The sequence below is a fragment of the Halobacterium yunchengense genome (assembly GCF_037031165.1).
Taxonomy (GTDB): domain Archaea; phylum Halobacteriota; class Halobacteria; order Halobacteriales; family Halobacteriaceae; genus Halobacterium; species Halobacterium yunchengense.
On the sequence record NZ_JAYEZL010000003.1, the window covers coordinates 221,514 to 238,023 of the forward strand.

Annotated in this window: 15 protein-coding genes; 9 read left to right on the forward strand and 6 right to left on the reverse strand. The window is 71.9% G+C overall.

What is annotated here, in order from left to right:
• Positions 1 to 315: 315 nt before the first annotated feature.
• The 4 genes from U5911_RS10205 to U5911_RS10220 are packed head-to-tail and all read left to right on the forward strand — an operon-like array spanning position 316 to position 7,874.
• Positions 316 to 2,367, forward strand: coding sequence for a PrkA family serine protein kinase (locus U5911_RS10205; protein WP_336036932.1), 2,052 nt, complete (start codon positions 316 to 318; stop codon positions 2,365 to 2,367).
• Entirely contained in the window at positions 2,364 to 4,628 is a 2,265-nt protein-coding gene (locus tag U5911_RS10210; protein ID WP_336036933.1) for a PrkA family serine protein kinase, read from the forward strand. Before U5911_RS10205 ends, U5911_RS10210 begins: the two co-directional genes overlap by 4 nt.
• Positions 4,619 to 5,908 carry a YeaH/YhbH family protein gene (locus U5911_RS10215; protein WP_336036934.1) on the forward strand — a complete coding sequence of 430 codons (1,290 nt, stop codon included), beginning with the start codon at positions 4,619 to 4,621 and terminating at the stop codon, positions 5,906 to 5,908. Before U5911_RS10210 ends, U5911_RS10215 begins: the two co-directional genes overlap by 10 nt.
• On the forward strand, positions 5,898 to 7,874 hold the full coding sequence (locus U5911_RS10220; protein WP_336036935.1) for a SpoVR family protein: 1,977 nt from the start codon (positions 5,898 to 5,900) through the stop codon (positions 7,872 to 7,874). The genes U5911_RS10215 and U5911_RS10220 overlap by 11 nt, the downstream gene beginning before the upstream one ends.
• Positions 7,875 to 7,914: 40 nt before the next feature.
• Here U5911_RS10220 and U5911_RS10225 read toward each other — a convergent pair whose 3' ends face one another.
• From U5911_RS10225 to U5911_RS10235, 3 genes are all read right to left on the reverse strand, one after another.
• Positions 7,915 to 8,469, reverse strand: a complete 555-nt coding sequence (locus U5911_RS10225; protein WP_336036936.1) for a class I SAM-dependent methyltransferase — start codon at positions 8,467 to 8,469, stop codon at positions 7,915 to 7,917.
• A gap of 89 nt (positions 8,470 to 8,558) precedes the next feature.
• On the reverse strand, positions 8,559 to 8,945 hold the full coding sequence (locus U5911_RS10230) for a thioredoxin family protein (protein ID WP_336036937.1): 387 nt from the start codon (positions 8,943 to 8,945) through the stop codon (positions 8,559 to 8,561).
• Between the two features lie 288 nt (positions 8,946 to 9,233).
• Positions 9,234 to 9,680, reverse strand: a complete 447-nt coding sequence (locus U5911_RS10235) for a hypothetical protein (RefSeq protein WP_336036938.1) — start codon at positions 9,678 to 9,680, stop codon at positions 9,234 to 9,236.
• 248 nt (positions 9,681 to 9,928) lie between these two features.
• On the opposite strand from U5911_RS10235, the gene U5911_RS10240 reads away from it, so the two are divergent.
• Entirely contained in the window at positions 9,929 to 11,671 is a 1,743-nt protein-coding gene (locus U5911_RS10240) for a DUF7343 domain-containing protein (protein WP_336036939.1), read from the forward strand.
• Between the two features lie 10 nt (positions 11,672 to 11,681).
• Here the strand turns inward: U5911_RS10240 and U5911_RS10245 are convergent, their stop codons facing one another.
• Positions 11,682 to 12,128: a universal stress protein gene (locus tag U5911_RS10245; RefSeq protein WP_336036940.1), complete on the reverse strand. Its 447-nt coding sequence runs from the start codon at positions 12,126 to 12,128 to the stop codon at positions 11,682 to 11,684.
• A 101-nt stretch (positions 12,129 to 12,229) separates the two neighbouring features.
• On the opposite strand from U5911_RS10245, the gene U5911_RS10250 reads away from it, so the two are divergent.
• Positions 12,230 to 12,940, forward strand: a complete 711-nt coding sequence (locus U5911_RS10250; protein ID WP_336036941.1) for a DICT sensory domain-containing protein — start codon at positions 12,230 to 12,232, stop codon at positions 12,938 to 12,940.
• 53 nt (positions 12,941 to 12,993) lie between these two features.
• Here the strand turns inward: U5911_RS10250 and U5911_RS10255 are convergent, their stop codons facing one another.
• Positions 12,994 to 13,296, reverse strand: coding sequence for a hypothetical protein (locus U5911_RS10255; protein ID WP_336036942.1), 303 nt, complete (start codon positions 13,294 to 13,296; stop codon positions 12,994 to 12,996).
• An 80-nt stretch (positions 13,297 to 13,376) separates the two neighbouring features.
• Here U5911_RS10255 and U5911_RS10260 point away from each other — a divergent pair, with 80 nt between their 5' ends.
• Positions 13,377 to 15,128 carry a Rieske 2Fe-2S domain-containing protein gene (locus U5911_RS10260; RefSeq protein ID WP_336036943.1) on the forward strand — a complete coding sequence of 584 codons (1,752 nt, stop codon included), beginning with the start codon at positions 13,377 to 13,379 and terminating at the stop codon, positions 15,126 to 15,128.
• Between the two features lie 25 nt (positions 15,129 to 15,153).
• On the opposite strand, the gene U5911_RS10265 is transcribed toward U5911_RS10260, so the two are convergent.
• The gene (locus U5911_RS10265) at positions 15,154 to 15,381 is read right to left on the reverse strand and encodes a DUF8142 family protein (RefSeq protein ID WP_336036944.1); all 228 of its coding nucleotides are present in this window, start codon (positions 15,379 to 15,381) and stop codon (positions 15,154 to 15,156) included.
• Between the two features lie 356 nt (positions 15,382 to 15,737).
• Between U5911_RS10265 and U5911_RS10270 the strand changes: the two genes are divergently transcribed.
• Together U5911_RS10270 and U5911_RS10275 are read left to right on the forward strand one after the other, a co-directional pair.
• The gene (locus U5911_RS10270; RefSeq protein ID WP_336036945.1) at positions 15,738 to 16,034 is read left to right on the forward strand and encodes a hypothetical protein; all 297 of its coding nucleotides are present in this window, start codon (positions 15,738 to 15,740) and stop codon (positions 16,032 to 16,034) included.
• A 38-nt stretch (positions 16,035 to 16,072) separates the two neighbouring features.
• A complete protein-coding gene (locus U5911_RS10275; RefSeq protein WP_336036946.1) occupies positions 16,073 to 16,507 on the forward strand; it encodes a DUF7112 family protein in 435 nt (144 codons plus the stop codon).
• The last annotated feature ends 3 nt before the right edge of the window (positions 16,508 to 16,510 follow it).

Consider the following 16,510-nt stretch of genomic DNA (forward strand, 5'->3'; position numbering starts at 1 on the left):
CGAACGCCGAGCGTCGGGGGGTAGGACCGGGCTACGCGTCGCCCGCTGCGCATTTACTTCACCTCCACGAGGGGTCTCGCGCGACTGCGAGCCGACGGCGGCGACCGGCGCGTCCGTGCCGTCGCCACGTCGCCGAGTTCCGCGCACGGAGCGCGCGCTCGCGGCGCCGCGGCGTGCGAACCCGGGCGCAATAGTTATACGTTAACAATCCCCAATGTAATAGTCGTGCCGGTGTGGCACCCGGCAGTCGCCGCCCGTGGCCGCCAGTCGCTCGACGCCGCCCCAGGAGTGTCACACGGCCCGAAACGAACCAACATGACGGAAACCCTCGACCGCCTGGCCGAACAGTACCAGCGATCGGTGCCGTCGGACCTCCGGGACGCCCACGGGTTCGACTGGTACCTCGAGACCCTGTACGACGACCCGACCGTCGCGCGGAACGCCCACCAGCGGCTCGCGGACATGTTCGACCACTACGGCACGGACACCGACGGCGACGTCGTCGAGTACAAACTGGCATCCGAGGACCCACTCGGCGAGGGTGCGAACACCTTCTTCGGGCGCGAAGTCCACGAGGCCATCCACGAGTTCGTCAACAAGGTCAAGAGTGGCGCGCGCGGACTCGGCCCGGAGAAGCGAATCATCCTCCTGCTCGGTCCCGTCGGCTCCGGGAAGTCCGACGTCGACCGGCAGGTGCGCCGCTACTACGAGGACTACACCGCCACCGAGGACGGCCGCCTCTACACGTTCCGGTGGACGGACCTCTGCTCGGTCGTCGGCGACCAGGACCCCAACGACGACACGGTCGTCTCGCCGATGCACCAGGACCCGCTCGTGTTGCTCCCCCACGAGCAGCGCCAGCGGGTCCTCGAGGACCTCAACGACGAACTGGACGCACCGTACACGCTGCGCAACGACCAGAGCCTCGACCCCGAGAGCGAGTTCTACATGGACGAACTGCTCGCGCACTACGAGGACGACCTCGAGGCCGTGCTCTCGAACCACGTCGAGGTGGTCCGGCTGGTCGCCAGCGAGAACCGCCGGGACTGCATCGAGACGTTCGAACCGAAAGACAAGAAGAACCAGGACGAGACCGAACTCACCGGCGACGTCAACTACTCGAAGCTCGCGGTGTACGGCGAGAGCGACCCGCGCGCCTTCGACTACGCGGGCGCGTTCTGCAACGCCAACCGCGGCATCTTCTCCGGGGAGGAGCTGCTGAAGCTCCAGCGGGAGTTCCTCTACGACTTCCTGCACGCCACCCAGGAGCAGACCATCAAGCCGACGAACAACCCCCGAATCGACATCGACCAGGTCATCGTCGGCCGCACGAACATGCCGGAGTACCGCGACAAGCGCGCCGACGAGAAGATGGAGGCGTTCAACGACCGCACGAAGCGCGTCGACTTCCCGTACGTCCTCGAGTACGAACAGGAGGCGAGGATCTACGAGAAGCTGCTCGCGAACGCGGACATCCCGGACGTCCACGTCGAGCCCCACACCCTCGACATGGCCGGCCTGTTCGGCGTGCTGACCAGGCTCCGCGAGCCCGACGCGGACACCGTCGGGCTCGTCGAGAAGGCGAAGGCGTACAACGGCGAGCTCGACGACGTCGACGACGTCGACCCCGAGAAGCTCCGCGAGGAGGCCGCCGAATCCGGCGAGAGCGAGGGGATGTCCGGCGTCAGCCCGCGGTTCGTCGGCGACGAGGTCGCCGCCGCCATCATGGAGTCGATGGACCGCGACCGCGAGTTCCTCTCGCCGCTGACGGTCTTCAACCGCCTCGAGGACAACGTCGACCAGCACGGCTCCATCCCGGAGGGCAACGTCGAGGGGTACCGCCGGCTCCTGGAGCTCGTCCGCGAGGAGTACCGCGAGCGCGCCATCGAGGACGTCCGCCACGCGCTCGCGTACGACCTCGACGAGATCCAACAGCAGGGCGAGAAGTACATGGACCACGTGATGGCGTACATCGACGACGACACCGTCGCGGACGAGCTCACGGGCCGCCAGCAGGAGCCCGACGAGACGTTCCTGCGGGCCGTCGAGGAGCAACTCGCGGTCCCAGAGGACCGCAAGGACGACTTCCGCCAGGAGGTCTCGAACTGGGTGAGCCGGCGGGCCCGCGAGGGCGAACCGTTCCACCCCCAGGACAACGACCGGCTGCGCCGCGCGCTCGAGCAGAAGCTCTGGGAGGACAAGAAACACAACATCAACTTCTCGGCGCTCGTCTCGAACGCGGAGATCGACGAGGAGCACAACGACTGGGTGGCCGCACTCGTGGACCGCGGGTACTCCGAGGGCGGGGCGAGAGAGGTCCTGGAGTTCGCGGGCGCCGAGGTGGCGAAAGCGGAACTGGAGTCGTGACCGACCGCGACTTCGTCGCGACGGCGAACCGCGCGCTGCGGGACGCCTACGACGACCCGATGGACCTCGGGGAGTACGTCGACCGCGTCTTCGAGGAGCCGCTGGCGGCGGCGTCGGCCAGCCGCTACCTGCTCGCCGCCGTCGAGAGCGAGGGCACGCGGACCGTCGTGGAGAGCGGCGAGGAACTGGAGCGCTACCGGTTCTTCGACGACCCACACAACGACGGCGAGCACGCGGTCCTCGGGAACACGGCGACGCTGAACGCGTTCGTCGACGACCTTCGCGCGGCGGCCGCGGGCCGCGGGAACGACGAGACCATCGTCTGGTTCGCTGGCCCGACCGCCACGGGGAAGTCCGAACTGAAGCGGTGTCTCGTCAACGGCCTGCGCGAGTTCTCGAAGACCGAGGCGGGCCGCCGGTACACCGTGGAGTGGAACGTCGCGGGCGACCGGGACCCCACGGGGCTGACGTACGGCGACCGGAGCGGCCGCGAGGACGACTGGTACGAGAGCCCCGTGCAGGTGAACCCGCTGGCGGTCTTCCCGCCGGAGGTCCGCCGCGACCTCCTCGCGGCGGTCAACGAGGACCGCGGCGACGCCGACCGCGTGGGCGTCGACGTCGACCTCGACCCGTTCTCCCGGGAGGCCTACGAGACCCTCGAGGCGGCGTACCGCCGCGAGGGGCGCAGCGACCTGTTCAGCGCCGTCACGGACGCCTCGCACCTGCGCGTGCGGAACTACGTCGTCGACCGCGGCAGGGGCGTCGGCGTGCTCCACTCGGAGGACGACGGCACGCCGAAAGAGCGCCTCGTCGGGTCGTGGATGCCGGGCCTGCTCGCGGACCTCGACTCCCGCGGGCGGAAAAACCCGCAGGCGTTCAGCTACGACGGCGTGCTCAGCCAGGGCAACGGCTGCCTGACGGTCGTCGAGGACGCCAGCCAGCACGCCGACCTGCTGCGGAAGCTGTTGAACGTCCCCGACGAGCGCCGCGTGAAACTCGACAAGGGCATCGGGATGGACCTCGACACCCAGCTGGTCGTCATCTCGAACCTCGATCTGGAGGCCCAGCTGAACCAGCACGACGACCGCCAGGGGTTCGACCCCCTGAAGGCGCTGAAGCGCCGGCTCTCCAGGCACCGCTTCGACTACCTCGTGAACGTCGAACTGGAGGCCCAGCTGCTGCGCCGCGAGCTCACGGGCGACACCGACGTGTGGACGACGACCGACCGCGAGGAGCGCGCCGAGCGAGTGCGCGCGCCGCTGACCGTGCCGGTGCGGGACCGGGACGGCGCCGCCGACCGCGAGCTCGCGCCCCACGCCGTCGAGGCGGCGGCGACGTACGGCGTGGCGACGCGGCTTGACGGCGCGCCGGAGGGCCTCGACGTCGTCGAGAAGGCGCTGCTGTTCGACCGCGGGTACGTCGGCGAGGGCGACGACCGCCGGGACGCCGAGGAGTTCGACTTCGACGGCGACGCTGACGGCCGGAACGGCATCCCCGTGACGTACACGCGGGACGTGCTCGCGGACCTCCTGCAGTCGCCGGCCGACCGCAGCCACCCCAGCCTCCCCGTGGAGGACGTGGTGACGCCCGGGGACGTGCTGGACGCGATGGTCGACGGGCTGGCGGACGCGCCCGTGTTCTCGGACGCCGAGCAGTCCGCGTTCGAGGACCGCCTCGTCCCCGTGAAAGACTACGTCCACGGGCAGGTGGAGGCCGAGGTCCTGGACGCGCTGCTCGCCGACCAGGGCGCGACCGCGGCAGCAGTCCGGCGGTACGTCGAGCACGTCCACGCGTGGGCGACCGACGACACCGTGACGAACGACCGCGGCGAGGCCGTCGAGCCGGACGCGATGGCGATGAAGGTGTTCGAGACGGAGACCCTCGGCCGGTTCGACGACGCCGACTACCGCGGCGACGAGCCGACCGAGGACGTGCGGGCGTTCCGCGAGGACGCGGTCCTGACCGCGGTGACGCGGCACGCCTGGCAGCAGCGCGACGATGCGTTCCGCGCCGGGGACGTCGACCTCGCGGCCGTGCCGGTGCTCGAGGACGTGCTCGCGGGCAACGACTGGGCCGACGTCGAGCGCGTCCACCCGGACTTCGACCCGGCGCAGTGGGCGAACCCGCCGGCCGACACCGCGACGGCCGAACTGAAAGCGCGAGCCGTCGAGTTCCTCGTCGCGGAGCGGGAGTACTCGCCGGCGAGCGCGGAACTGGCGACGCGGACCGTCGTCGAGGAGGTGGCGCACAGATGGGACTGAGAGACGACCGCGAGCGGTTCCGCGAGGTGGGCGAGCAGCGCCGCCAGGACCTCGCCGAGTTCGTCCAGTACGGCGACCTCACCGGCAGCGACCCGGACGAGGTCCGCGTCCCGGTGAAGCTCGTCGACCTGCCGGAGTTCCGCTACGACCGCCTCGACCGCGGCGGCGTCGGCCGGGGCGACGTCGAGCCCGGCGACAGCGTCGGCGAGCCCGGGGAGGCAGACGCCGTGGGCGGGGAGGCCGGCGAGGAGGGCGGCGAGCACGAGTACTACGAGATGGACCCCGAGGAGTTCGCCGCGGAGCTCGACGACCGGCTCGGCCTCGACCTCGAGCCGAAGGGGAAGCAGGTGGTCGAGGAGGTCGAGGGCGCGTTCAACGACACCGCGCGCCGAGGCCCCCGGAGCACCCTGGACTTCGAGCACCTCTACAAGCAGGGCCTGAAGCGGAAGCTCGCGATGGACTTCGACGAGGCGTACGTGACGGAGGCGCTGCGCGTGGCCGGCTGGGGGCCGGCGGAGGCCTTCCGGTGGGCGCGCGAGCGACACGTCCCCGTCTCGAAGGCGTGGCTCGAGGACCGCGCACGCGGCCTCGAGGACGCCGAGCGGTGGGCGTCCGTCGAGGAGATGGAGCGCGAGTGCGAACCGGAGCCGACGCACGCCCGGCTGCGGGAGGGCGGCGCGGGCCGCGTGCCGCTGCGCCGCGAGGACGAGCAGTTCCGCCACCCCGAGGTCGAGCAGCGCCGCGAGCGCAACGTCGTCGTGGTGAACATCCGGGACGTCTCCGGGTCGATGCGCGAGCACAAGCGCGAGCTCGTCGAGCGCACGTTCACGCCCCTGGACTGGTACCTCACCGGGAAGTACGACCGCGCGGAGTTCGTCTACATCGCCCACGACGCAGACGCCTGGGAGGTCGACCGGTCGGAGTTCTTCGGCATCCAGTCCGGCGGCGGCACGCGCATCTCCGCGGCCTACGAGCTCGCCAGCGAGGTGCTGGCGGACTACCCGTTCGCGGACTGGAACCGCTACGTGTTCGCCGCCGGCGACGGCGAGAACAGCAGCAACGACACCGAGGACAACGTCGTCCCGCTGATGGAGTCCATCGACGCGAACCTCCACGCGTACGTCCAGACCCAGCCGGGGGGCGCGAGCCACGGCACCCACGCCGACCAGCTCCGGGCGGCGTTCGGGGACGGCGACGGCGTCGCGGTGGCGTCCGTCGACAGCGCCGACGACGTCCTCGACGCCATCGAGACGATCCTCACAACCGAAGATGCAGACTGACAACGAGAAACGACGGACGGCTGCGACGCTCGTGGAACCGGTCGGGGAGGCGACCGCGCTCGCCGAGCGCCTCGGCCTCGACCCCTGCGACGTCAACTACTGGGTGGTCGACCACGACGAGATGAACGAGCTCATCGCCTACGACGGGTTCCAGACGCGGTACCCGCACTGGCGGTGGGGGATGCAGTACGAGCGCCAGCGCAAGCAGCGGCAGTTCCTCGGCGGGAAGGCCTTCGAGATCGTGAACAACGACGACCCGGCGCACGCGTTCCTGCAGGTCTCGAACGACCGCGCCGACCAGAAGGCGGTCGTCACGCACGTCGTCGCGCACGCGGACTTCTTCGCGAACAACGAGTGGTTCGGGCTGTTCGGCGGCGACGACGGCCCGAACGCGGCGGCGATGCTGGAGCGGCACGCGCGCCGCGTGGAGTCGATCCTCGAGGACCCCGAGGTCGACCGCGAGGCCGTCGAGCGGTTCGTCGACACCGTCTCGACGCTGGAGGACAACATCGAGCACCGGCGCGCGTACGACAGAGACGGCGACGCGGCGGCGCCGGACGCGCTGGCGGCGACACTGGACGGGCTCGCGGTCAGCGACGAGGTCCAGGACGCGGTGTTCGGCGACGACTGGGCGGACGGCGAAGACCGCGAGGAGGACGCGTCGTTCCCCGAGGAGCCCGTCTACGACCTGCTGGCGTTCCTCTGGGAGCACGGCCGGACGTACGACGCGGACGCCGAGCGCGCCGTCGAGTTCGCGGACTGGCAGCGCGAGGTGCTGGCCTTGCTGCGCCGGGAGGCGTACTACTTCGCGCCCCAGCGCGCGACGAAGGTGATGAACGAGGGGTGGGCGGCGTACTGGGAGTCGCTGATGATGGGCGAGGAGGCGTTCGCGGACGCCGACGAGTTCGTCTCCTACGCCGACCACCAGGCGCGCGTCCTGAACAGCCCCGGGTTCAACCCCTACAAGCTCGGGAAGGAGCTCTGGGAGTACGTGGAGAACCGCCGGAACCGCCGCGAGGTGGTCGAGCGGCTGCTCCGCGTCGAGGGCGTGACGTGGCGGAACTTCCACGACGCGGTCGACGCGGCCGAGGTGGTCGAGGCGCTCGCGCCGCCGGACGCGCTCGCTGGCGTCGACCCGGACGCCCTCGACGAGGTGGCGGCGCTGCCGGACGCGTACGTCGACCGCGAGGCGCTTTCCGCCGCCCGCGACGGCGACGTGGACGTCGCGCGCTACCCCTGGAAGCTGTTCACCGATGAGGGGCTGGCGCGCCGGCACTACTCGCTGGCGAAACCCCAGTACAGGGGGTTCCTCGCGAGCGCGTCGCGGACCGAACTGGAGTCGGTGAGCCGCTACCTCCTCGAGGACGACCGGTACGCGTCCGTCGACGAGGCCCTGGCGGCCGTCGACCACGCGGCGGGCTGGGACCGCATGTTCGAGGTGCGCGCCAGCCACAACGACGTGACGTTCGTCGACGAGTTCCTCACCCAGGAGTTCGTGGACGCAAACGACTACTTCGCGTACGAGTACAGCCACGCCCGCGGCGACTTCCGCGCGACGAGCACGGACGCCGCGGACGTCAAGAAGAAGCTCCTGTTGCGGTTCGCGAACCTCGGGAAGCCGACGGTCGCGGTGTACGACGCGAACTACCGGAACCGCGGCGAACTCCTGCTCGGCCACGAGTACAACGGCGTCGCGCTGGACGGCGAGCAGGCGGCCGCGACCCTCGAGCGCGTGTTCGAGCTCTGGGGGCGGCCCGTGGTGTTGCGCACCATCGCGAAGCGGGTCGAGGACGCGGAGCGCTCGAGCGCCCAGCGGAACGACCGCGCGGTGGAGCCGACCGAGGTCGGCGTGGAGCTCCGCTACGACGGCGAGGAACTGGAGCGCGAGGAGGTGCCGTGGAGCGACGTCGAACACCTCGCCGCGGACGAGGTCGACTACGACACGAAGCCCGACGACTGGCTGTAGGCGGCGTCGGCGGTCCGGCGCCGCGCGGAGCGCGTCCGTCTCAGGCGCGCGCCACGACGAACAGCGTCTCGGGCCGGTCGGTCGCGCGCTCGACGGCGAAGCCGGCGTCCGCGAGCAGGTCGGCGGCGTCCTCGGCGTCGAAGCGCTCGTCGACCGGCGGGCCGTCCTCGCCCTCGCCGGCGGCCGACCAGTCGGCGGCGACGAACGGACCGCCCTCGGCGAGCACGCGGTGGACGGCCGCGAGGCTCTCCGCGGACGCGAACTCGTGGAACGTCATCGTGGAGAACGCGCCGTCGAGTTCGCCCGCCCCGAACGGGAGGTCGGCGACGTCGGCGGTCACCAGCGAGACGTTCTCCGGGACGCCGCGGTCGCGGAACTCCTCGTGCATCTGGGGCTGGACGTCGACGGCGTCGACGCGGCCGACGAACGGCGCGACCTCGCGCGTGTAGAACCCGGTGCCGCTGCCGAGGTCGGCGACGCGGTCCTCCGGCTCCGGGTCGAGCGCGGCGACGAGTTCGTCCCGCGAGCAGTACCGGAACCGCGACGCGTCCTCGAGGTTCGCGGCGCGCTCCGGGTCGAACGTGTGAAAGCCCATCGGCTCGAGGTTGCGCGCCGGCACGCAAAAAGGTTGTCCAGTCCGCACAAGACCGTAGCCGCCGACCGCGTCGGCGTCGTCGCGGCCGGTCAGGCGACGAGGCTGCACAGCCCGTCGTAGCTGCGCGCGCCGACGGCGCGGTCGACCTCCGAGCCGCCCTCGAAGACGACGAGCGTCGGCATCCCCTGGACGCCCCACGCCTGCGCGAGCCCCTGGTGGGCGTCGACGTCGACCTTCGCGACGACGACGCCGTCGTCTGCGGCGAGGCGCTCGACGGCGGGCGCCATCATCTGGCAGGGGCCACACCAGTCCGCGTAGAAGTCCGCGAGCACGGTGTCGTGGCTGGCGAGCACGTCCTCGAAGTGCTCGCTGCCCTCGATCTCGACGGGCTGGTCCGGCTCGTCGGGCCGCTGGGCGCGCTCGACGAGCTCGGCCTTCTTCCTGGCTTTGATCTCCTCGATGGTGTCGTCGGTCATAGCCGGACGTAGGGCCCCCAGCGAATTAATGGTTTTGTACTCGGAGGACAATACCGGAGCGTCGAGTCGGCCGCCTCGGCCGAGTCGAACGGCGAGAAGCGGATGACAGACGGTCTCCCGCCGTGGTCGCACTCCCACGGTCGCGGCCGTGGGAGCCGTCGGGACGCCCGGACGTCGCTGCCGTCGGGACGCCCGGACGCCGGTTCCCTGGGGCGGCAAGACGCTCAGGCGTCAGTGCCCTGGGGCGCCGGGACGCGCGTGCGTCAATGCCCTGGGACGTCAAGACGCTCAGGCGCCGGTGCCTTCGGTCGTCTCGTCGCCGGTACCGCCGTCAGTCGTCTCGTCGCCGGCGCCGCCGTCGGTCGTCTCGTTACCCATTCCGTCGTCGGTCGTCTCGGTGCCGACGCCGCCGTCGGTCGTCTCGTTACCCATTCCGTCGTCGGTCGTCTCGGTGCCGACGCCGCCATCGGTCGTCTCGGTTCCGGTTCCGTCACCGGCACCGGCCTCCGTGGTGTCACCGCCCGTGCCGCCGTCAGTTTCGTCTCCTGTGCCTGCGCCACCGTCTGTGCCTCCGTCGGCGCCGCCGTCGACACCGCCGTCTGTCGTTCCGGCTGCGCCACCGTCGGTCCCTCCGCCGTCACCGCCGCCACCGCCCGGGCCGGCGCAGCCGGCCACGAGCAGGAGCGCGACGACGAACAGCGCCGCGAGGGGTTTCCGTGCGGGTCTCCAGTTCATGACTGCACTCGACCCTGGGAGCGGAAGCGGCGTAAAGACGGGAAGTCGTTCCGTCAGTTCCGCCACGAGTCCCGCTCGGTTCCCACTGTTTCGACTGTTTCGTCCCGACCGACCGGCGTTAGAGAGGTCTTAACGGGCGGCCGGTCGCTTACGGCTCGAATAATAACGAGGGCGGGCGACGTAGACGAGACCGACTCGCAGATGCGTACAGACTCCTCGTTCGCCACACGGCGCCCGGTGCCCCACCGATGACCCGCCGACGTCGAGCAGCGTCGGCGGCGTGCCTGCTGCTCGTCCTCGCGGCGGGCGTCGGCCAGTTCGCCGGCGGAGCGGCCGCGACGCAGGCGACCAGCCTCGAGTACACCGGCGACGGCGCCGCCTCCGGCGACCGGTCGACGCTGCTGCTGTGGGCGTCCGCGTCCCACAGCTTCGAGGTGCCCGTCGACGGCTCGGCGAACGACAGCGAGGCCGACGTCTGTCTGGTCGCCGAGCCAGCCGCGGACGGGGACGCCGTCGACCTCGCCTGCCAGCAGGTCGAGACGCCGTCGAACGGGACGACGTCGGTCACCGTCGACGTCGGCGAGTGGCCGGCGAACGCGACCGGCGAGCAGTCGGTCCGCGTGGAAGTCCGGACGGGCGAGGACACGCGGCGCGCCACCTCGCAGTCACTCGACGTGACGGTCCTCGAGCGCGACGGCGACGTCGACGACGACGGCCTGCGGAACGAACGGGAGGTCGAACTCGGGACGGGCGTCGACGTCGCGGACACGGACGGCGACGGCCTCGACGACGGCATCGAGGTCGAAACGTACGGCACCGACCCGACCGCCGCGGACACGGACGGCGACGGCCTCGACGACGGCGCCGAGGTCGACCGCTACCAGACCGACCCCACGGCACCCGACTCCGACGACGACGGCGTCTCGGACGCCCGCGAACTGGAACTGGGCACGAACCCGACGGAGGCGGACACGGACGGCGACGGCCTCGACGACGGCGCCGAGGTCAACCGCTACCAGACCGACCCCACCGACCCCGACACCGACGACGACGGCCTCGACGACGGCGCCGAGGTCGACGAGCACGGCACCGACCCCACCGACCCCGACACCGACGACGACAACCTCTCGGACAACCTCGAGGTGAACACGTACGGGACGGACCCGAAGGCGGTCGACACGGACGGCGACGGCCTCTACGACGGCGCCGAGGTCCACGAGTACGGCACCGACCCGACGAAGGCGGACACCGACGGCGACGGCCTCGACGACGACGACGAGGTCAACCGGTACGGGACGGACCCGACCGAAGCGGACACGGACGACGACGGCCTCGACGACGGCGCCGAGGTCCACGAGTACGGCACCGACCCCACCGACCCCGACACCGACGACGACGGCACGAGCGACGCGGCCGAGGTCCAGACGACGGAGACGCGGTTCCTCAGCCCCGGCGCGGCGGTGCTCGCGGTGGGCGCGGTCGTGCTCGTCTGCGAGGTCGTCGCCAGGAGCCGCGGCCGCGTCGGCGCCGGCTCGCTCCGCCAGACGGTCGGCGCGCGCGGTCCGGGCGCGGGCTCGCTGCTGCCCGGCAGCGCGACGAGCGAGGAGGCGAACGACGGTGCCGACTCTTCAGCGGCCGACGAGGGGTCCGCCGACGCGGCAGCGTCCAGCGAGGCGCGCGAGGCGGAGCCGCCGGCCGACCTGCTCTCCGACGAGCGGCGGGTGCAGCGACTGCTGGCAGACCGGGACGGCCGCGTCCAGCAGTCGGTCGTCGTCGAGGAGACCGGCTGGTCGAAGGCGAAGACGAGCCGCGTCCTCTCGCAGATGGCCGAGGACGGCGAGGTCGTGAAGGTCCAGCTCGGCCGCCGGAACGTCATCGCGGCCCCGGACTCCCTGCCGCCGGGCGTCGACTCCCCCCTCGACGACGCTGAGGGGGCGCGCGGCGACGCGAACGGGGCAGGCAGCGACTCCGAGGGGACGCGAGACGGCTGAGCGCGGCGGGTCAGGTGGTGACGACGGTGACGGCGCCGTCGAACTCCAGGATGATGCGCTGGGTGACGTCCCCGAAGATGGCCTTCCCGGTCGGCGAGCGCTTCCGGCCGGCGACGAAGACGTGGTCGGCGTCGCGCTCCTCGGCGAGCGCGAGGATCTCGTCGCCCTTCTCGCCGAGTCGGCCGACCGACTCGTACGCGACCTCGACGTCCGAGAGCACCTCGCGGCCGACGTCCCGCGCGAACTTCTCGGCGCCGTCCAGCGCCTCGTCGACGGTGTAGTTGACGTCGATGTTCGGGACGGACATCATCGACTCGCGGCGCTCGCTGTACTCCTCGTCGGTGGTGACGTGGACGAGGATCAGTTCGGCGTCCACGCCGGCGGCGAGTTCGCCGGCCTCGTGGACGAGGTCTTTCGCTGACTCGGACGCCTCGACGACGGCGATTGCGCGGTCCATGTTCCTCCGCGCTCGGTCGTCCCCCTTAAACCTCGTGGCGCCTCGCCCGTCGCGGGAAGCCGGACGAACACACTTGTACCCCTGGCGGGAACCCCCCGAGAATGAGGCTCCGCGACGTGGTGTCGGCGGTTCGGGACCGCGAGCTGACGCTCACCGTCTACACCGACCCAGAGGCCGCCGTGGTCGCAGCGCTCCGCGAGTACTTCGCGTCCCGGAACGTCGCCGTCCAGGCCGCGGGCGACGCCGACCACCCGGAACACGCGGTGCTGTCCGACGACGGCGAGTTCCTCGCGGCCGTCGGCGTCGACGGCCTCCGGTCGCTGACCGACGGCGGGACGCGCGAGGTCGGCGAGCGCGCGCCCTACGGGCCGCTGCTCGCGCACCTCGACCGCACGACGTTCACGTCGTACAGCCGCCGGCAGATGCTGGCGGCGTCCCGCGAGATCGAGGACCGGGCGTGGCGCGCGGGCGCTGGCCGGCTGGACGCTGGCTTCCAGCGCGCGTCGAACTTCGCCACCGAGCGCGAGACGTACGCGCGGCTCGCCGCCACCGACCTCGACGTGCACGTCTACGGGGTCCGCGACGAGCCGGTCGACGTGCCCGACGGCGTGGCGTTCCACGGCACCGACGCCCCGGACGTGGCCGCGACGTGGTTCGTCGTCTTCGACGGCGGCGGCGACGAACGCCAGGCGTCGGCGCTGGTCGCCGTCGAGCGCGAGGACGCCGACGGCTTCTACGGGTTCTGGACGTACGACCCCGGGCTCGTCGACGAGGTCTCGGCCGCCGTCGGCGCGCCGGAGTGCGAGGCGTAGTCGGCGGCGGCCGCGCCGCGAGTCGCGACTGGCGCCGCGAGGGGACGGGACGGCTACTCGTAGTGTCGCGTGCGGGCCGCGGTGACCAGCGCGACCGTCAGCACGACGACGCCGTACCCGGCGACCACGACGACGCCGGTCCGTTCGACCGCTTCGAGCGCCGCGAACGCGAGCGTGGCGGCCCCGAACGCGACCAGGGCGGCGCCGAGCACGCGCGCCAGCGCGGCGGGGTCCGTCGCCGTCGACTCGTCGTACAGCGGGACGGGCGACATCGTCTCGGCGCGGCGGAGCGCGAGGCCCGCGGCGGCGAGCGCGAGCCCGAGGGCGGCGTACCCGGCTGCGGCGACGGTGCCCATACGCCGTACTGCGGGAGAACCGGTATAACCGTTTCCGCCGGCGGCGAACCTTTACCCGCGCCTGCGTGGTACGTGGTGGCATGGCATCGAGCTCCGAGTCAGACCCCTTCGAGCGGGTCGCGGACGCGGCGGCCGCCCGAGCGGACAGCCCGCTGGTGGTCCGCGCCGGCGGCCGCGCCGTCGGGCTGTTCTACCACGAGGGCGCGTTCTACGCGACCGACAACCGCTGTCCCCACATGGGGTTCCCGCTCACCGACGGCTCCGTCGACGACGGCGTGCTGACCTGTCCGTGGCACCACGCGCGCTTCGAACTGTCCTGCGGCGACACCTTCGACCCGTTCGCCGACGACGTCCAGACGTACCCCGTGGAGGTCCGGGACGGCGACGTCTACGTGAACCCGCGGCCGGAGCGCGCAGAGTCACCGCGCGAACACTGGCAGGACCGCCTCGAACACGGCCTCCGCGAGAACCTCTCGCTGGTCGTCGCGAAGGCGGTCATCGGGCTGGACGACGCCGGCGTCGACGCCACCGTCCCGCTGGCGGCTGGCGCGGAGTTCGGCACGCACTACCGCGAGGACGGCTGGGGGCGCGGCCTGACGACGCTCGCCGCGACGGCGAACCTCCTCGACGACGTCCGGCCCGAGGACCGCCGGCGCGCGCTCTACGTCGGCCTCACGGAGGTCGCCGACGAGTGCGCCGGCGAGCCGCCGTTCTTCGTACAGGAGCCGCTCGGCGCGACTGACGTGCCGCCCGAGCGCCTCGCGGCCTGGTTCCGGGAGAACGTCGACCTCCGGGACGCGGACGGCGCCGAGCGCGTGCTCCGGGCGGCCGTCGCCGCGGGGCTCGACGAGGACGCCATCGCGGGGATGGTCGTCGCCGCCGCGACCGACCACCGGTACCTCGACAGCGGCCACCGCGTCGACTTCGCGAACAAGGCCTTCGAGTTGCTCGACCACGTCGGCTGGGAGCACGCCGACAGCGTGCTCCCGAGCCTCGTCCCGGGGCTGGCGGCCGCCGACCGCGCGGAGGAGGACTCGTCGTGGCGCCAGCCCGTCGACGTGGCCGGCCTCGTCTCCGACGCGGCCGACCGCCTCCCCGACCTCGCGGCCGCCGGCGAGGACGAGTCGTGGACCGAGCCCGGGGACGTCGTCGACGTGCTCCTCGGCGACGACCCGCACCGCATCGTCGGCGCGCTGACCGACGCGATCGCCGACGGCGCCACCGCCCCCGAGCTGGCGTCACTGGTGGCGTACGCGGCAGCGCGCCGCGTCGCGCAGTTCGGCACCGCCAACGAGTTCTCGGACTGGAACACCGTCCACCACACGTACACGTTCGCGAACGCCGTCGACGGCCTCGCGCGCCGCACGAGCGCCGTCGAGGTGTACCGCGGCGTCCTCGACGCCGCGGTCTCCGTCTACCTCGACCGCTTCCTGAACACGCCGCCGACGCCGCTGCCGGACCCGGCCGGCGACCGGGACCCGGCCGAGGCGCTCGCCGCCCTCCGGGAGACCTTCGAGGTGGAGGCCGCCGAGGAGGTGAACCGCGCCGGGCGCCTGACGGCGGAGTTCCTCGCGGCGGACGGGGACCCCGCGACGCTGCGGCGCGCGCTCGGCGAGGCGCTGCTCCGCGAGGACGTCGGCTTCCACCCGCGGCAGAACCTCGAGGCCGCGTTCGCGCAGTACGACCGGCTCGGCGGCGGCGACCGCGCTCGCGTCCACCTCGTCGCCACCGCCCGGTTCCTGGCGGCGCACACGCCGACCCGGCGCGCCGGCGAGCAGACGTTCACCATCGCCGACCGGCTGCACCGCGGCGAGAAGATCCACGAGACCTGACCGCGGTCGTCCCGGAGCGGCGCCGTCAGGCGTCGTCCTCGCGGTCGCCGACGAAGCCGGTCTTGAACGCGATCCAGCCGAGGACGCTGATGAAGAGGATCGGCGGGAGGATGACGAACCCCCAGAGGGGATTCAGCCCCCAGAACAGCAGGAGGACCACGTCCGCGAGGCCGAGCAGGAGGAACGGGAGGATGGCGAGGAACGCACGCGTGCGGTTCTCGTCCCCGGCCGGCGTCGGCGTCGGCGCGTCCATGCGTGCCGGTTGGTCGCGCGGGGAGAAAAGCGAACCGTTCGCCGCCGCCGTCCGGAACCGCCGACGCGCATCGCTTCCCGGGACAGCCGACACACGCCACAGACCGGGACTGGGAGAAGACTCCCGCACGGACACGCGAAACCATTCGCGGCAGGGCCTACCGTGTCAGTTTCGCAACCATCCAGGCTGATGGATGGGGGACCGAGAGAACGGAATTCCACGCGCTGTAGCGGCTGACTCCGCCGAATCGCTGGCGGACGCGAACCATCCCTTCGCTCGTCTGTAGTTTGTAGGCACTCTCGGACTACAAATCAACCCAACGTTCTTCCGGGAATCGGTCGTTACCTGCCACGCGCATGACCGGATACGACTCGGAGCACGACGACGCGACCGACTCCGGGGTGGGGGACGGGCTCGCCGGAGCCGGCCGGGTCGTCGAGCGAAACGCCTTCGCCCTGAAAGTGACGGCGTTCTACGCGGTCGCGCTCGCGGCCGGCGTCGCCGCTCGCCGCCTCGTCCACGGCCCGACGGTCGACGTGCTCCTCAGCATCGCCATCTGGTTCACGATCATCTTCGCGGTCTGTACCGCGGCACTCGGCGCCTTCGTGAAGGTCGTCGACGCGGTACAGCGGCGCCGCACCAACACCGTCTGACCGACTGCGTTTTACGGCGCCGCGACGTTCCGGCGTCCATGGGCGACACCGTCACCGACGAGACCGTCGACACCGTCTCGGGCGCGCTCGCACGCGCCGGCGGCACCAGCCGCCTGGAACTCCGACTGCCCGCAGGCGCGGCCGACGACTTCCCCGCGGGCGAGGTCGTCCGCCTCGTCGTCGACGGCGCGGAGTGCCACGCCGAACTGTCGCGGACGGCCGACGGCCAGCCAGTGGTCCGCGGCGCGTACGACACGCCCTCGCTCGCACGCGACCCCGGGAGCGCGGAGGACCGCCTCGCCGCCTGGGTCGTCGACAGCGGCCTCGAGGCGGGCCGCACGGTCCACGTCGACGTCGTCGAACCGGGGTACAAGTACGGCGTCCGCGCGCCGGGCGAGTCGGCGCGCTACGAGTCCGTCGCCGCGCCGAGTTCGAGTCTCGCGGACATCGCCCGGTCGCTGGACGAGGGCTGACCG

Excerpts from the sequence above, each read along its gene's own strand:
- U5911_RS10205 (WP_336036932.1), top strand. The coding sequence starts at position 316 with ATGACGGAAACCCTCGACCGCCTGGCCGAACAGTACCAGCGATCGGTG.
- U5911_RS10215 (WP_336036934.1), top strand. The coding sequence starts at position 4,619 with ATGGGACTGAGAGACGACCGCGAGCGGTTCCGCGAGGTGGGCGAGCAG.
- U5911_RS10220 (WP_336036935.1), top strand. The coding sequence starts at position 5,898 with ATGCAGACTGACAACGAGAAACGACGGACGGCTGCGACGCTCGTGGAA.
- U5911_RS10225 (WP_336036936.1), bottom strand. The coding sequence starts at position 8,469 with ATGGGCTTTCACACGTTCGACCCGGAGCGCGCCGCGAACCTCGAGGAC.
- U5911_RS10230 (WP_336036937.1), bottom strand. The coding sequence starts at position 8,945 with ATGACCGACGACACCATCGAGGAGATCAAAGCCAGGAAGAAGGCCGAG.
- U5911_RS10235 (WP_336036938.1), bottom strand. The coding sequence starts at position 9,680 with ATGAACTGGAGACCCGCACGGAAACCCCTCGCGGCGCTGTTCGTCGTC.
- U5911_RS10240 (WP_336036939.1), top strand. The coding sequence starts at position 9,929 with ATGACCCGCCGACGTCGAGCAGCGTCGGCGGCGTGCCTGCTGCTCGTC.
- U5911_RS10245 (WP_336036940.1), bottom strand. The coding sequence starts at position 12,128 with ATGGACCGCGCAATCGCCGTCGTCGAGGCGTCCGAGTCAGCGAAAGAC.
- U5911_RS10250 (WP_336036941.1), top strand. The coding sequence starts at position 12,230 with ATGAGGCTCCGCGACGTGGTGTCGGCGGTTCGGGACCGCGAGCTGACG.
- U5911_RS10255 (WP_336036942.1), bottom strand. The coding sequence starts at position 13,296 with ATGGGCACCGTCGCCGCAGCCGGGTACGCCGCCCTCGGGCTCGCGCTC.
- U5911_RS10260 (WP_336036943.1), top strand. The coding sequence starts at position 13,377 with ATGGCATCGAGCTCCGAGTCAGACCCCTTCGAGCGGGTCGCGGACGCG.
- U5911_RS10265 (WP_336036944.1), bottom strand. The coding sequence starts at position 15,381 with ATGGACGCGCCGACGCCGACGCCGGCCGGGGACGAGAACCGCACGCGT.
- U5911_RS10270 (WP_336036945.1), top strand. The coding sequence starts at position 15,738 with ATGACCGGATACGACTCGGAGCACGACGACGCGACCGACTCCGGGGTG.
- U5911_RS10275 (WP_336036946.1), top strand. The coding sequence starts at position 16,073 with ATGGGCGACACCGTCACCGACGAGACCGTCGACACCGTCTCGGGCGCG.